General features: G+C 46.8%; 17 protein-coding genes. 4 read left to right on the forward strand and 13 right to left on the reverse strand.

Translation table 11 applies throughout. The features are described 5' to 3' along the window. Positions 1–10: 10 nt before the first annotated feature. From rpsC to dusA, 11 genes are all read right to left on the reverse strand, one after another. Positions 11–691 carry a 30S ribosomal protein S3 gene (gene rpsC, locus BFR57_RS10350; protein WP_006956455.1) on the reverse strand — a complete coding sequence of 227 codons (681 nt, stop codon included), beginning with the start codon at positions 689–691 and terminating at the stop codon, positions 11–13. Positions 692–701: 10 nt separating this feature from the next. Then, positions 702–1,034 carry a 50S ribosomal protein L22 gene (rplV, locus tag BFR57_RS10355; protein ID WP_006956456.1) on the reverse strand — a complete coding sequence of 111 codons (333 nt, stop codon included), beginning with the start codon at positions 1,032–1,034 and terminating at the stop codon, positions 702–704. A gap of 13 nt (positions 1,035–1,047) precedes the next feature. Continuing rightward, positions 1,048–1,326, reverse strand: a complete 279-nt coding sequence (gene rpsS, locus BFR57_RS10360) for a 30S ribosomal protein S19 (protein WP_026860408.1) — start codon at positions 1,324–1,326, stop codon at positions 1,048–1,050. A 16-nt stretch (positions 1,327–1,342) separates the two neighbouring features. After that, entirely contained in the window at positions 1,343–2,167 is an 825-nt protein-coding gene (gene rplB / locus BFR57_RS10365) for a 50S ribosomal protein L2 (RefSeq protein WP_071463939.1), read from the reverse strand. 14 nt (positions 2,168–2,181) lie between these two features. Then, entirely contained in the window at positions 2,182–2,484 is a 303-nt protein-coding gene (gene rplW, locus BFR57_RS10370; protein ID WP_006956427.1) for a 50S ribosomal protein L23, read from the reverse strand. Then, a complete protein-coding gene (rplD, locus tag BFR57_RS10375) occupies positions 2,481–3,086 on the reverse strand; it encodes a 50S ribosomal protein L4 (protein ID WP_006956426.1) in 606 nt (201 codons plus the stop codon). The genes rplW and rplD overlap by 4 nt, the downstream gene beginning before the upstream one ends. An 18-nt stretch (positions 3,087–3,104) precedes the next feature. Next, a complete protein-coding gene (gene rplC, locus BFR57_RS10380; protein WP_071463940.1) occupies positions 3,105–3,743 on the reverse strand; it encodes a 50S ribosomal protein L3 in 639 nt (212 codons plus the stop codon). Between the two features lie 38 nt (positions 3,744–3,781). After that, complete coding sequence (gene rpsJ, locus BFR57_RS10385; protein ID WP_006956423.1) at positions 3,782–4,093, reverse strand: 30S ribosomal protein S10; 312 nt, start codon at positions 4,091–4,093, stop codon at positions 3,782–3,784. 273 nt (positions 4,094–4,366) lie between these two features. Next, on the reverse strand, positions 4,367–5,563 hold the full coding sequence (locus BFR57_RS10390) for a dipeptidase (protein ID WP_071463941.1): 1,197 nt from the start codon (positions 5,561–5,563) through the stop codon (positions 4,367–4,369). Between the two features lie 166 nt (positions 5,564–5,729). Beyond that, the gene (locus BFR57_RS10395; RefSeq protein ID WP_071463942.1) at positions 5,730–5,996 is read right to left on the reverse strand and encodes a hypothetical protein; all 267 of its coding nucleotides are present in this window, start codon (positions 5,994–5,996) and stop codon (positions 5,730–5,732) included. 190 nt (positions 5,997–6,186) lie between these two features. Beyond that, complete coding sequence (dusA, locus tag BFR57_RS10400; protein ID WP_083405122.1) at positions 6,187–7,182, reverse strand: tRNA dihydrouridine(20/20a) synthase DusA; 996 nt, start codon at positions 7,180–7,182, stop codon at positions 6,187–6,189. Positions 7,183–7,393: 211 nt separating this feature from the next. Between dusA and zur the strand changes: the two genes are divergently transcribed. Genes zur through BFR57_RS10420 form a run of 4 tightly spaced genes read left to right on the forward strand, consistent with a single transcriptional unit; the run spans position 7,394 to position 11,193 of the window. Further along, on the forward strand, positions 7,394–7,834 hold the full coding sequence (gene zur, locus BFR57_RS10405; protein WP_071463943.1) for a zinc uptake transcriptional repressor Zur: 441 nt from the start codon (positions 7,394–7,396) through the stop codon (positions 7,832–7,834). 27 nt (positions 7,835–7,861) lie between these two features. Beyond that, positions 7,862–10,207 (forward strand): M1 family metallopeptidase, encoded by a 2,346-nt coding sequence (locus tag BFR57_RS10410; protein WP_071463944.1) that lies wholly within the window; start codon positions 7,862–7,864, stop codon positions 10,205–10,207. Continuing rightward, positions 10,185–10,706 carry a DUF6702 family protein gene (locus BFR57_RS10415; protein WP_071463945.1) on the forward strand — a complete coding sequence of 174 codons (522 nt, stop codon included), beginning with the start codon at positions 10,185–10,187 and terminating at the stop codon, positions 10,704–10,706. The genes BFR57_RS10410 and BFR57_RS10415 overlap by 23 nt, the downstream gene beginning before the upstream one ends. Before the next feature lie 13 nt (positions 10,707–10,719). Then, on the forward strand, positions 10,720–11,193 hold the full coding sequence (locus tag BFR57_RS10420) for a chemotaxis protein CheX (protein WP_071463946.1): 474 nt from the start codon (positions 10,720–10,722) through the stop codon (positions 11,191–11,193). A gap of 25 nt (positions 11,194–11,218) precedes the next feature. On the opposite strand, the gene dnaB is transcribed toward BFR57_RS10420, so the two are convergent. Beyond that, positions 11,219–12,613 carry a replicative DNA helicase gene (gene dnaB, locus BFR57_RS10425; protein WP_071463947.1) on the reverse strand — a complete coding sequence of 465 codons (1,395 nt, stop codon included), beginning with the start codon at positions 12,611–12,613 and terminating at the stop codon, positions 11,219–11,221. A 43-nt stretch (positions 12,614–12,656) separates the two neighbouring features. Then, complete coding sequence (locus BFR57_RS10430) at positions 12,657–13,610, reverse strand: DUF4097 family beta strand repeat-containing protein (RefSeq protein ID WP_071463948.1); 954 nt, start codon at positions 13,608–13,610, stop codon at positions 12,657–12,659. Positions 13,611–13,628: the final 18 nt, after the last annotated feature.

Genomic DNA, 13,628 nt, shown 5'->3' on the forward strand with positions numbered 1-13,628 from the left:
TCGTCTCCCCTTACTTACGGTTTTTGCCGCGTTTTGGAGCTGGTTTTTCCTCGGTTGGAAGTCCACCAAGAACTTCACCACGGAAAATCCAAACTTTAACGCCGATGATACCGTAAGTGGTATTCGCTTCAGAAGTTGCGTAATCGATGTCTGCACGAAGTGTGTGCAGAGGAACGCGTCCTTCACGGTACCACTCAGTACGTGCAATCTCTGCACCGCCCAAACGACCACTTACCTCAACCTTGATACCTTTAGCACCAAGACGGATAGCGTTTTGAACAGCGCGCTTCATAGCACGACGGAACATAACACGACGTTCCAACTGACCTGAGATATTATCAGCAACAAGTTGCGCGTCCAATTCTGGCTTACGCACTTCAGAAATGTTGATTTGCGACGGAGCGCCAGTCAACTTCTGAACCTGCTGGCGAAGTTTTTCTACGTCTTCACCTTTCTTACCGATAACAACGCCAGGGCGTGCAGTATGAATAGTCACACGAACACTCTTAGCTGGACGCTCGATAACGATACGAGATACTGATGCGTTGCGCAGTTCTTTAGTCAGGAACTTACGTACCTGATGATCACTGTGCAAGTTGTCAGCAAATTCGTTTGTATTCGCATACCAGGTTGCATTCCATGGTCTGGAGATACCTAGGCGAATACCATTAGGATGTACTTTCTGACCCATAATTTATCTCCTAGCTATCCGACACGACCACAGTAATGTGGCTGGTGCGCTTAAAGATACGATCCGCACGGCCTTTGGCACGTGGCTTGATACGCTTCATGGTCGGACCTTCGTCGACGAAGACGCGAGCCACTTTCAGCTCATCGATGTCCGCACCTTCGTTGTGCTCCGCGTTAGCGATCGCTGACTCAAGTACTTTCTTAACCAAGCCAGCGGCTGCTTTAGGGCTGTACGCAAGAATGTCCAGTGCTTTTTCAACTGGCAAACCGCGAATTTGGTCAGCAACCAAACGGCCTTTCTGAGCAGAAACGCGGGCGAATTGGTGTTTAGCAATAGCTTCCATCACTTTCTACCTCTTACCGTTTCTTCGCTTTCTTATCAGCGGCGTGGCCGCGATAAGTACGGGTTGGTGCGAATTCACCCAGCTTATGACCGATCATTTCGTCAGAAACGAATACCGGTACGTGCTGACGACCGTTGTGTACAGCGATAGTCAAGCCGATCATATCTGGAATAATCATTGAACGACGGGACCAAGTTTTAATTGGCTTCTTATCCCCGGCTTCCAACGCTTTCTCCACCTTATTTAGCAGGTGAAGGTCAATAAATGGACCTTTTTTAAGAGAACGTGGCATGTTAAATCCTCAACTCTTATTTGTTGCGACGGCGTACGATGAACTTATCAGTACGCTTGTTCTTACGGGTTTTGTAGCCCTTGGTCGGAGTACCCCAAGGTGTCACAGGGTGACGACCACCAGAAGTACGACCTTCACCACCACCGTGAGGGTGATCAACTGGGTTCATCGCCACACCACGAACGGTAGGACGAACACCACGCCAGCGCTTCGCGCCCGCTTTACCCAATTGACGCAGCATGTGTTCTGCGTTACCCACTTCACCGATGGTCGCTCGACCTTCAGACTGCACACGGCGCATTTCGCCAGAGCGCAAACGGATAGTGACATATGCACCATCACGCGCCAGGATTTGGCCATACGCACCTGCTGAACGAGCCAGCTGTGCACCTTTACCTGGTTGCATTTCGATTGCGTGTACTACAGTACCTACTGGGATATTGCGCATAGGTAAGCTGTTACCCGCTTTAATTGGCGCATCAGAACCTGAAGCAACGCGGTCGCCCACATTTAAGTTCTTAGGAGCCAAAATGTAGCGACGCTCACCGTCTGCGTACAATACCAATGCGATATTCGCTGAACGGTTCGGATCGTATTCAATACGCTCTACCTTTCCAGGGATACCGTCTTTATTACGCTTAAAGTCGATAATACGGTAGTGGTGCTTATGACCACCGCCGATGTGACGTACAGTGATACGTCCATTGTTATTACGACCGCCCTTCTTGCTGTTTTTGTCCAGCAATGGAGCAAAAGGCTTGCCTTTGTACAGGTCCTGACCGACGACTTTTACGACGTGGCGTTGACCCGGAGACGTAGGCTTACTTTTAACTACAGCCATGATAATTCCTCCTGTTACTCAGCGCCGCCAACGAAGTCGATGTCAGCACCCTCTTTCAGGGCCACATACGCTTTTTTCCAGTCGCTACGTTTACCGAAGCGGAAACCAGTGCGTTTAGATTTACCCTTAACGTTCACTGTGCGTACGTTTTTAACTTCAACTTCAAAAAGTTTTTCGACAGCTGCTTTGATTTCGGACTTAGTCGCATCTTTAGCTACTTTGAAAACTACAGTGTTGTAGCCTTCAGCAGTCATGGTGCTTTTTTCCGAAACGTGAGGTGCCAAGATTACATTAAGTAAACGTTCTTCGCGCATCATGACAACACCTCCTCAAGCTGCTTAACTGCGTCAGCAGTCATCAGGACGTTTTCAAACGCGATTAAGCTTACTGGGTCGATGCCTTGTACATCACGTACGTCAACTTTGTGCAAGTTGCGTGACGCAAGGAACAAGTTCTCGTCAACTTCTTTAGTCACGATCAAAACGTCATTCAGGTTCAATTCTTTCAACTTCGCAACGAGTTGTTTGGTCTTTGGCGCTTCAAGCTCAAAGTTCTCAACAACCTGTAAACGGTCTTGACGAATCAATTCTGACAGGATGCTTTTTACAGCACCACGGTACATTTTTTTGTTAACTTTCTGTTCGTGGTTTTGCGGTTTAGCCGCAAAAGTAGTACCACCTGAGCGCCAGATTGGGCTACGGATAGTACCGGCACGTGCACGACCCGTGCCTTTTTGACGCCATGGTTTCTTACCACCGCCAGCAACTTCAGAACGAGTTTTCTGAGCTTTGGTACCCTGACGAGCACCCGCTGCATATGCAACAACTACCTGGTGGACAAGTGCTTCGTTGAACTCACGTCCAAAGGTAGCTTCGGAAACCTCAAGAGCGCCTTTTGCGTCTTTCAATGTTAATTCCATCACCATTCTCCTCAGACGTTACGCCTTGACCGCAGGTTTAACGATCACATCGCCACCGGTAGCGCCAGGGACAGCACCTTTAATCAATAAAAGGTTGCGTTCAGCGTCTACACGAACCAACTCAAGTGATTGAGTTGTCACGCGCTCGTTACCCATTTGACCGGCCATTTTCTTGCCTTTGAAAACTTTACCTGGTGATTGGTTTTGACCAATTGAACCAGGGGCACGGTGTGATAATGAGTTACCGTGGGTAGCGTCTTGAGTGCGGAAGTTCCAGCGTTTAACGGTACCAGCAAAGCCTTTACCTTTAGACGTACCTGTAACATCCACTTTTTTGATTTCTGAGAATACTTCTACTGAAATCTCAGAACCTACTGCGAAATCGTCGCCTTCGCCGTCTTCTAGGCGGAATTCCCAAAGACCACGACCTGCCTCAGTACCCGCCTTAGCAAAATGACCTGCTGAAGGCTTGTTTACGCGGCTAGCTTTCTTTTCGCCTGTGGTTACTTGAAGCGCACGATAACCGTCAGTTTCCTCAGTTTTAACCTGAGTCACGCGGTTAGCCAGCACTTCGATCACAGTAACAGGAACAGAAGCGCCGTCTTCCTGGAAGACACGCGTCATTCCTACTTTACGACCGACTAGACCTATAGCCATTGTTAAAACCTCTCGTGTGTAATCCTATTACTGCCCACTTAACCCAAGCTGATCTGTACATCAACGCCAGCTGCCAAATCTAAACGCATTAATGCGTCAACAGTTTTGTCAGTTGGGTCCATGATGTCGATCAGACGCTTGTGGGTGCGGATTTCGTACTGGTCACGCGCATCTTTGTTTACGTGTGGAGAAATCAGCACGGTGAAGCGTTCTTTCCGAGTTGGCAGTGGAATCGGTCCACGTACCTGCGCGCCAGTGCGTTTTGCAGTATCAACAATCTCTGCAGTCGACTGGTCAATCAGACGGTGATCGAACGCTTTCAATCGAATCCGAATTCTTTGATTAGCCATAAAAAATCAAAGCCTCAAATTAAAGAGCATTTAAAAAAGAGCACAGACAAACGCAACCTCCCTGGCACATACCGGGGGTGCGATTATCTACGTCAACCATTCAATCCCCTATCGGGACTGTTGTGGAACATCAATTAATCAAGTCGCTAAACTTAGATAAAAATTGATGTGGTCGCGAATTATACAGCTTCGCGACCGGTTGTCAACATTTAGCAGTAAGTAGGTCGCGCCTATGGCGCGACTTCATGGTGTGACTTGCGCCAAAGGCGCAAGTTACTTCGCGAGGTCTTCCACCTGCTGCCAGACGCGCATCAAGTTGCCACCCAAAATCATTTTGATTTCTTCGTCGGTGTAACCTCGGTCTAATAGCCCCTGCACCAAATTAGGGTAGCTCGACACGTCTTTCAAACCTACAGGTAAAGAATCACCGACACCGTCGTAGTCAGAGCCGATACCAATGTGCTCAACACCAATCAGTGCTTTCACATGGTCAATATGGTCCAGTACTTGATCCAGCGTTGCATAGGGGTATGGGTTGTTTTTTTCGATCTCAGCAATACGCTGCTTTGCTTCCTCTGACTCTTCACCATATTGCTCTTTTACTGCCTCAATACGCTTTTTAAGCATATCGCGGTAACGGTTGGCTTGCTTTGCAACAAACGAAGACCCAAAGTTGATTTGAATGACACCGCCATTTTTACCAAGCTTTTTCAGCATGTCGTCACTCATGTTGCGTTCAAAACCTGGCGTGTACTGGCGTAAAGACGAATGTGACGCGATAACGGGCGCCTCACTGATCTCAATAACTTGATAAAACGCATCATCAGAGATGTGTGAAACATCGACCATAACGCCCATATCATTCATTGCTTTAACGAGCTTCTTACCAAAAGGTGATAAACCATCCCATTGGCGACGGATATCGTATGATGAGTCCGAGATATGGTTGGACTGTGAGTGCGCCAACGTAATGTAGCGAATGCCGCGCTTATAGAAGTGCTCAAGATTGGCCAGATCGCCCTCGATGGGGGTGCCGTTCTCCATTCCCAAGGCAATAGACATTAAGCCTTTTTCGGTGTTTTCTTTCACTTGCTCTGTCGTATAAGCCATAGCAAACTTGTCAGGCGCTCGACCGACCAGCGCTTCCATACCATCAATTAGCTCGTTCGCAAGTTGGATACTGCCACCACTTTGCTCGTAGTGCGCAGGAATATAGATTGACATGAATGGAGCATTTAACCCGCCTTCTACCGCTCTCGGGTAATCAAAGTCTCCACCTTGGGTCGCGACCGTCACATCCTCCCACTCGTTATGAATACGATAGGGAACATCGATGTGAGTGTCGATAAGTAAATTTTCTTGCGCTAGCTTGCGTGCTTTTTCGCTAGCGGTATATTCTTCAGCAAAACTAGATGTTGCGGTAGCGGCTAGTACCGCTAGTGCTGTCATTGTAATTGTCTTTTTTAACATGCAAGTTCCTTAACACAACCAAAACAAAGAACTAGCAGATTAGCAAAACTTTAACCCTGACGCACTAGCGATGAACTCGCGGCAGTCACTGCACCGATGATAACTGTGCCTAACACCGGTGCAATTAACCAAACTAACCACCAATGAGTAAGATAGGCCATGGTGGTTACTCGCTCTTGTTGTCGTCGTTCGACTCAACTGCGTCGTCATTGGACTCAACTGAAGCAAGTGCCTCTTCGCTAAACAATTCGGTCTCTATCTCTTGTAATGTAGATACCATCGCGTCCTTAGAGGCTTGCCATAGTGATTCAGAGAATGAGCTAATTTCAGTTTGAATAGCGCTACGGATGCTACTCTCTTGGCTATCTTGCGCCATTGCAGGTACTGAGCTTAATGCGGCAACAGCTGACAAAGTAATGATTAATTTTTTCATGGTTGTGCTCCTTTGAAGGTAACGTACTAATTAAGTCGCTATTACTCTTTCAAAGGTTGTGCCAACTCTTAAAAAGTTATAACTGTTTGTTTTTAAATAACTTTATTAAACGTTCAATTCAGCACCGTTTTTTGAGGTGGTGAAAAAATTACACAGTTTTACAAAACACGCTAACTTTTAGCTAATATCACTACTGAATATCGGCGAGCCGCAACGCACTATTTTGTCGGAACTCAAGTGCTCCTTCTATGAGCGTTTCAGCATCACTAGCGCGAGGACCTTTTATACTGAGATACTGACGCCATTTTTTGCCCCCAGGCTGGCCCTGAAATAAGCCCAACATATGGCGAACAACATGCCATGCGCGTCCTCCCTCAGCGATGTGCTGACGAATATAAGGGATCATCTGACGTGCGATGTTGTCGCGCTCTATGATTACAGGCTGAGATGTATAGAGCGTCTCAAGTTCAGTTAATAGCCAAGGGTTTTGGTAGGCCTCACGACCTATCATAACACTATCAACATGCTGTAAGTGCGCCTTGCTCTCGGCCAGCGTCTTAATGCCACCATTGATCGCAATGGGTAAATCACCGTACCGTTGCTTAGCGCGATAAACTCGGTCATATTGTAGCGGAGGTATTTCTCGATTTTCCTTCGGACTTAACCCATTAAGCCAAGCCTTGCGCGCATGCAGCGTTAACTGGTCAACGCCCGCATCTACGCACGCGTCCAGAAATTGATATAAAAAGTCATCGCTGTCGTGCTCATCGATGCCGAGGCGGGTCTTAACCGTCACTGGAATGTCTACTTCGGATTTCATCGCTTTAATGCAATCACTGACTAATTTCGGTTGCGCCATCAAGCATGCACCAAAGCTGCCATTTTGTACCCGGTCGGACGGACACCCGACATTAATATTGACTTCATCGTAGCCCCTTGCTTGAGCTTGCGCGGCACACTTCGACATTGCCCCCGGATCGGCACCACCTAACTGCAATGCAACCGGATGCTCTTCGTCATTGTAAGCCAAGAAGTCTTGTTGCCCGTAAATAATCGCTCCCGTCGTAACCATGTCGGTATATAACAAAGTACTCGGACTCAATAGACGGTGAAAATAGCGACAATGGCGATCCGTCCAATCCAGCATCGGGGCGACTGAGGCAAAATGTGGGTATAGCTTTGACAACGAAAACTCCTGTGCCTTACCGGCAATAACTGTAACGACTCGACGGGATGTATGAGGTGTTATTATACCTGTTTTGCGCGATTCAGAACACCACGTTAGTTCCGTAATAGGATGATATGATTTACACTTTATTGGAGACGATTATTGGGTCGAGCATTGCTTGGCGAACAAATCTAATTAAAATCGAAGCCAGCAGATGAAAAGGTCACATATGGGAACTATCGAAACAGAGCGTTTAATTACCAAGGCTGAAAAACTGTGCCAACAACGAGGCGCTCGACTCACATCGACGCGTAGAGAAGTATTTCGCATACTGGCAGCCCAGAGCGGAGCCGTTGGCGCTTACGACCTCCTTGATATGTTAAAAGGCTCCGTTCCTAATGCAAAGCCGCCGACAATATATCGAGCGCTCGACTTTCTACAAGAGCAAGGCTTTGTTCATAAGATCACTTCATCGAATAGTTTTGTTCTTTGCTCGCATTTTGAGCACCAACATCCGGTACAAATGTTAATTTGTGATCGCTGTGGTGATGTACAGGAAATTCACTCTGAAGGAGTTTACTCTGAACTACAGTCACAGGCTGAAGATCAGGGATTCCTGGTAAAAGAGCAAACAATAGAAGCACATGGTTTATGTGCTAAATGCCATTAGTCCTTACTATAACAACAGGAAATACCAATGAAGTTAACTCACCTCCTTGGTGTAGCTGTCGCGAGCATGGCGGTCTCTCAGGCCATCAATGCGCAAGCGTTCGACGACAAGTTTCGCCAGTTGAATGACGACAAATACCGTTCTCCTAACATTTACAGAACCGCCTCAGGTGCCCCAGGTCACGGTTATTGGCAGCAACAAGCGGATTACGACATTCAAGTTACTTTGAATGACGAAAATCAAAGCATCAATGCCCGTAGCACCATTACCTACACTAACAACTCACCCGATACATTACGTTACATTTGGGTACAGCTGGACCAGAACCGATTTAAGAAAGACTCTATCGGTCCGCAAGCTTCAGCTTCCAGCGCAGAGCGAATGAAGAAAGTCAGCTTTAGCCAAATGGAAACGATGATGACTCAAGAAGAGTTTCCAGCGGGCTATACTATTACTGACGTCTCGGACCCTCGCGGCGAACAGATGGACTACATCATTAACGACACCATGATGCGTATTGATTTAGATAAGCCGCTTAAGTCAGGTGAATCGATTGAATTCAACATTGGCTGGAAATTTAATATCATCGAAGCCGATGTACTTGGCGGTCGCGGTGGTTACGAGTACTTTGAAGATGATGGTAACTACCTATACGAAATGGCACAGTGGTTCCCACGTGTGGCAGCCTACTATGATGCCGAGGGCTGGCAAAACAAGCAGTTCATGGGACGCGGCGAGTTCACCTTAGAATTTGGTAACTATGAGGTTGCAATCACCGTACCGGCAGACCATATTGTTGCGGCTACAGGTACCTTGCAAAACCCAGATGACGTGCTAACCGACGAACAACAAGAGCGTCTAGAACAAGCTGAAACAGCTGATAAGCCAGTTAAGATCGTCACTCAAGAAGAAGCGCTTGAGAACGAAAAAGAAGGCACTTCTGAAACCAAAACCTGGGTTTTCAAAGCCGACAATGTTCGTGATTTCGCGTGGGCTTCATCACGTAAGTTTATCTGGGACGCACAAGGTTTTGATAATGGCGAAAGCGATGTTTTAGCCATGTCCTACTACCCTGAAGAAGGTAACCCTCTTTGGGAGCGCTACTCGACAGCTTCAATTATTCACACAATTGAACACTATAATAAATACAGTTTCGCTTACCCATACCCTGTCGCTATCTCGGTCAATGGTCCTGTTGGTGGTATGGAATATCCCATGCTTACCTTTAATGGTCCACGTCCATACGTTGACGAAGACAGTGGCGAAAAGTACTACTCAAAACGCACTAAATACGGGTTAATCTCTGTCATCATCCATGAAATCGGTCACTCTTACTTCCCGATGATCGTTAACTCTGACGAGCGTCAGTGGACATGGATGGATGAAGGGTTAAACACCTATCTGCAATTCCTCGCTGAACAAGCCTGGGAAGATGATTACCCTTCATGGCGCGGCGAAGCACGTAATATCACAGGTTACATGGCGAGCCAGAATCAAATGCCAATTATGACCAACTCAGAATCGATTCTGCAGTTCGGCAACAATGCCTACGGTAAGCCAGCTACTGCGCTCAATATCTTGCGTGAAACCATTGTTGGCCGTGAATTGTTTGACTTTGCATTCCGTGAATACTCACGTCGCTGGAAATTCAAACGCCCCACCCCAGAAGATTTCTTCCGCACCTTGGAAGATGCTTCAGGCGTTGATCTCGACTGGTTTATTCGTGGCTGGTTCTACACCACTGACCACGTAGATATCTCGCTCGACAAAGTAAACCTGCTAACCGTCAATACTCAAGATCCAGAAGTCGAAAAGGCTTGGAAGAAAGAAGTTGACCAGCAAGATCCAAAATCTATCACTGCGATTCGCAATGAAGATATGGTCAAGAAGATTGCTCAACAAGAACACCTTCGTGACTTCTACAACGAGAATGACGAGTACACTGTCACCAACGCTGACCGTAACGAGTACAAACAGTTACTCGACGGCTTGGATGACGAACAGAAAGAGATGCTGAAAAACGGCAAAAATTTCTATGTACTCGACTTTAGTAATAAAGGCGGCTTGGTCATGCCTATTTTGCTAGACCTTCATTTCGCTGATGGCACTAAAGAGCACGTACGCATCCCTGCGGAAATCTGGCGCCGTTCACCTGAGCACGTAAGTAAACTGCTGATTCGTGACAAAAAGATCGATCAGGTAGTGGTAGACCCGTATTGGGAAACAGCAGATACCGATACTTCAAACAACTATTGGCCTGCTCGTGCTGTCCCATCACGCATTGAACTGTATAAGCGCGACCATGGCGATGACAGCATGATGGAGCGCTATAATGAGGAATTAGACACGGATGATAAAAACGCTGAAGAGTAATATTTCGCGTTCTATTATCGGTTTAATCGCCTCTTGTGCGCTGCTACCCCCGGTAGCAGCGCACAAATATTTTTTTGGTTTAACCGATGTTAGTTGGAACGCCCATACTGGCAATATCGAAGTTGTACATCAATACACACTACACGACGTTGAACTCGCTATCGGCCGTTTTTACGATGAACCTTTCAGAATTGACCAGCCTGATGCTGACCAGCGGGTCAAAGAGTGGATACGAGCTCGCTTCGTGATGAAGGATACTTCGGGTCGTGCCCTTAATCTTGATTGGGTTGGTCTAGAAGCCGACTTTCAAAACCTGTGGATCTATCAAGAAAAATCTCACACAAAAACGGATTTTTGTAATTGGAAAATAACAAACCGTGTTATGCTTTCGACGTACCCGGCTCAAGTTAACACTGTTAATGTGAAAAGTGATGAATTAACGCGTGGCGTTACACTCAACGAGCAGCGTGATACAAAAGAAATTAATTGCGGTGAATAAAAGGTAATTATTTATGGACGCAGAGTTCGTGAATCCATTTTTGAACGCCCTCCAAAACGTGCTCTCGATGATGGCTCAGATGGAGCTCAAACCAGGCAAGCCTCAAATTAAAAAGGATGAATATGCGCGGGGCGACGTCTCTGGCATTATCGGGATGGTGGGGCCTCAGGTTAAAGGTTCATTCTCAATATCCTTCGAAGAGAATTTGGCATGTGAAATCATGCACAAAATGCTTGGGGAATTGCCCGACTCAGTGGATGAAGAAGTCTGTGACATGGTTGGCGAAATTACCAATATGGTCACAGGTGGAGCCAAAAAAGAGCTTGCTGAGCGTGGGTTTGATTTTGATATGGCCACGCCTATTGTTGTATCTGGCAAAGACCATACTATTTCTCACAAGTCGGAAGGCGCTAAACTCATTATGCCTTTCAACCATGTGGCAGGTAAGGCTTACATCGAAATTTGCTTCGACAAGTTGAGAGCCTAGTTCATACTAAGCTCTCACTTCCCATCTAATAGCGTTCATCGTCCGCTGCACGTGCAAAGTTGTCGAATCTTGATAAATGTCCATGGAATTTAAGTTCAACCTTACCGATTGGCCCATTCCGCTGCTTACCAATGATAATCTCAGCCAAGCCTTTTTCTGCGCTATCAGGGTGATAAACTTCGTCACGATAAATAAACATAATGACGTCGGCATCCTGCTCAATCGAGCCTGACTCTCGTAAGTCCGAGTTTACTGGACGTTTATCTGAGCGTTGCTCGAGTGAACGGTTAAGCTGCGAAAGCGCAACAACGGGCACGCTTAATTCCTTCGCTAGTGATTTGAGTGAGCGAGAAATTTCCGCAATTTCTAGCGTCCGGTTTTCTGACATCCCAGGAACTGTCATTAACTGCAGGTAGTCGACCATGATCATTGATAAGCCACCATGGTCTCGTGCGACACGACGTGCCCGTGAACGCACTTCAGTCGGTGTTAAGCCAGACGAATCATCAATATAAAGATTGTTTTTATCGTTCAGAATATTCATCACCGATGCAATCCGAGCCCAATCGTCATCTTCCAGACGCCCTGTTCTAACGCGGTTCTGGTCAACGCGACTCAGTGAAGCCAACATACGCATCATAATCTGTTCAGATGGCATCTCTAAGCTGAACACCAACACTGGCTTTTCTTCATTCATCGCCACATTTTCAGCCAGGTTCATCGCAAAGGTAGTTTTACCCATAGATGGTCGAGCGGCTACGATAATCAGGTCGGAAGGCTGTAAACCTGCTGTCATCTGATCTAAATCGTGAAAGCCCGTTGAAGTCCCGGTGACACCATTATGGTTTTTGATGTTGCTAAGGGTTTCAATTTTCTCAATCGTTTTGGCCAATATATCACTAACACCTTTCGGCCCTTCGGTCGCGCTGGTGCGCTTTTCAGCAATACGGAATACTTTACTTTCTGCTTCATCAAGTAGCTGTTGGCTAGTTCGGCCTTGAGTGTCATAGCCTGACTCAGCGATGTCATTGGCTGCGGCAATCATTTCTCTGAGCACCGCACGCTCTCGAACAATATTGGCATAAGCGACAATATTGGCTGCACTCGGTGTATTTTTCGAGATTTCACCTAGGTACGCAAAGCCCCCCACGGCGTCGAGCTCAGTATTCGCCTCTAGCTCCTCAGAAACAGTCACTAAGTCCATTGGTTGACTGCTATCAGCGAGGGACTGCATGGCAGTAAAAATCAGGCGATGCGCTCGGTGATAAAAATCTTGTGCGATAATGAGCCCAGACACTTTATCCCAAGCATCATTATCTAACATCAAACCACCTAATACAGATTGTTCGGCTTCGATCGAATGAGGCGCTGAACGCAGCGCCTCAATCGACTTATCTCTTTGCTTATTTTTTTCGGCCATTGTTGAGGTCTCTGAACACTCCCTAATGGTCGCTACTATATCGTTAATCGCGACGGATTTCGACAGTTCCTGAAACCGTTGTTATTCCAACGCGCGCGCTTCCCGCTCCGACTTCAAAGTTTAGCTCCGATGAGGTGCCCCAACGTGATTCCGTCGGCTTATCATTACTCAGACGGTTAACAATATCACCACCGGCGTTGGTCGAGATATCAAAACTGGCGTCTGGCATTGAAGCGAAGATGAACTCCATATCACCGCTGACCGATGAGGCTTTTAACTCACCGTTATTTGCCAAGTTAAGCGAGATATGAATATCACCACTGACGTTCTTTAAGTTACCCTTTTTAAGCTTCGGCAACTCACCACTGACATCCCCAGATACGTTCTGCAAGTAAAACTCCTCGAGCTGGTCAGCACGCACTTTAATATCACCGCTGACGGCTTGATAATGCGCCACTTTAGCAGCGCTATCCTTGTCGCTTATATCACCACTCACGCTCTCTAACCGCACCAAGCCAGCAATTGCACGCGCATCGATATCACCACTTACGGTGCTCACTTCAACACCGCCCTTAACATTTTCGACTTTGACATCGCCACTGACTAGGTTAGCCTCTACGCCGGCTTCCAAATCAAACACTTCAAAATCCATCGAAACACCTTTTACATCAAGGTGACTGGTTTTCGGCATGTATATCGTTAGTTTAGAGCCATCATCATCGTCAAACCATCCGTTTTGCTCGGGGGTTTTAACTTGCACATGCAATGTTGAACCACGGAGTTCAAAGATGAATTGTTCAGTACGTTTGTCGAGTGTTCCAGTAACATGAACGACATTGTCATCACTTGCCATAACCTCGATTGACCCACGTTCATTATCAACAAAGACTTCAGTACCCTTCGGCACTTCCATTTTTTCATCGACACGCTCTTGTGCAACAGCATTTACTGTTGATAGCGCAACGGCACCCATCAATAATGCAGTTAAAAATTTCATAGTAATCTCCTCGTTCAC

Origin of the sequence: Idiomarina sp. MD25a (assembly GCF_001870515.1) — a bacterium.
In the GTDB taxonomy this organism is placed as follows: domain Bacteria; phylum Pseudomonadota; class Gammaproteobacteria; order Enterobacterales; family Alteromonadaceae; genus Idiomarina.

Excerpts from the sequence above, each read along its gene's own strand:
- zur (WP_071463943.1), top strand. The coding sequence starts at position 7,394 with ATGGGAACTATCGAAACAGAGCGTTTAATTACCAAGGCTGAAAAACTG.
- rplC (WP_071463940.1), bottom strand. The coding sequence starts at position 3,743 with ATGGCTATAGGTCTAGTCGGTCGTAAAGTAGGAATGACGCGTGTCTTC.
- dnaB (WP_071463947.1), bottom strand. The coding sequence starts at position 12,613 with ATGGCCGAAAAAAATAAGCAAAGAGATAAGTCGATTGAGGCGCTGCGT.
- rpsC (WP_006956455.1), bottom strand. The coding sequence starts at position 691 with ATGGGTCAGAAAGTACATCCTAATGGTATTCGCCTAGGTATCTCCAGA.
- rplV (WP_006956456.1), bottom strand. The coding sequence starts at position 1,034 with ATGGAAGCTATTGCTAAACACCAATTCGCCCGCGTTTCTGCTCAGAAA.
- rpsS (WP_026860408.1), bottom strand. The coding sequence starts at position 1,326 with ATGCCACGTTCTCTTAAAAAAGGTCCATTTATTGACCTTCACCTGCTA.
- rplD (WP_006956426.1), bottom strand. The coding sequence starts at position 3,086 with ATGGAATTAACATTGAAAGACGCAAAAGGCGCTCTTGAGGTTTCCGAA.
- BFR57_RS10410 (WP_071463944.1), top strand. The coding sequence starts at position 7,862 with ATGAAGTTAACTCACCTCCTTGGTGTAGCTGTCGCGAGCATGGCGGTC.
- BFR57_RS10430 (WP_071463948.1), bottom strand. The coding sequence starts at position 13,610 with ATGAAATTTTTAACTGCATTATTGATGGGTGCCGTTGCGCTATCAACA.
- BFR57_RS10415 (WP_071463945.1), top strand. The coding sequence starts at position 10,185 with ATGATAAAAACGCTGAAGAGTAATATTTCGCGTTCTATTATCGGTTTA.
- BFR57_RS10420 (WP_071463946.1), top strand. The coding sequence starts at position 10,720 with ATGGACGCAGAGTTCGTGAATCCATTTTTGAACGCCCTCCAAAACGTG.
- BFR57_RS10395 (WP_071463942.1), bottom strand. The coding sequence starts at position 5,996 with ATGAAAAAATTAATCATTACTTTGTCAGCTGTTGCCGCATTAAGCTCA.
- rplW (WP_006956427.1), bottom strand. The coding sequence starts at position 2,484 with ATGATGCGCGAAGAACGTTTACTTAATGTAATCTTGGCACCTCACGTT.
- rpsJ (WP_006956423.1), bottom strand. The coding sequence starts at position 4,093 with ATGGCTAATCAAAGAATTCGGATTCGATTGAAAGCGTTCGATCACCGT.
- BFR57_RS10390 (WP_071463941.1), bottom strand. The coding sequence starts at position 5,563 with ATGTTAAAAAAGACAATTACAATGACAGCACTAGCGGTACTAGCCGCT.
- rplB (WP_071463939.1), bottom strand. The coding sequence starts at position 2,167 with ATGGCTGTAGTTAAAAGTAAGCCTACGTCTCCGGGTCAACGCCACGTC.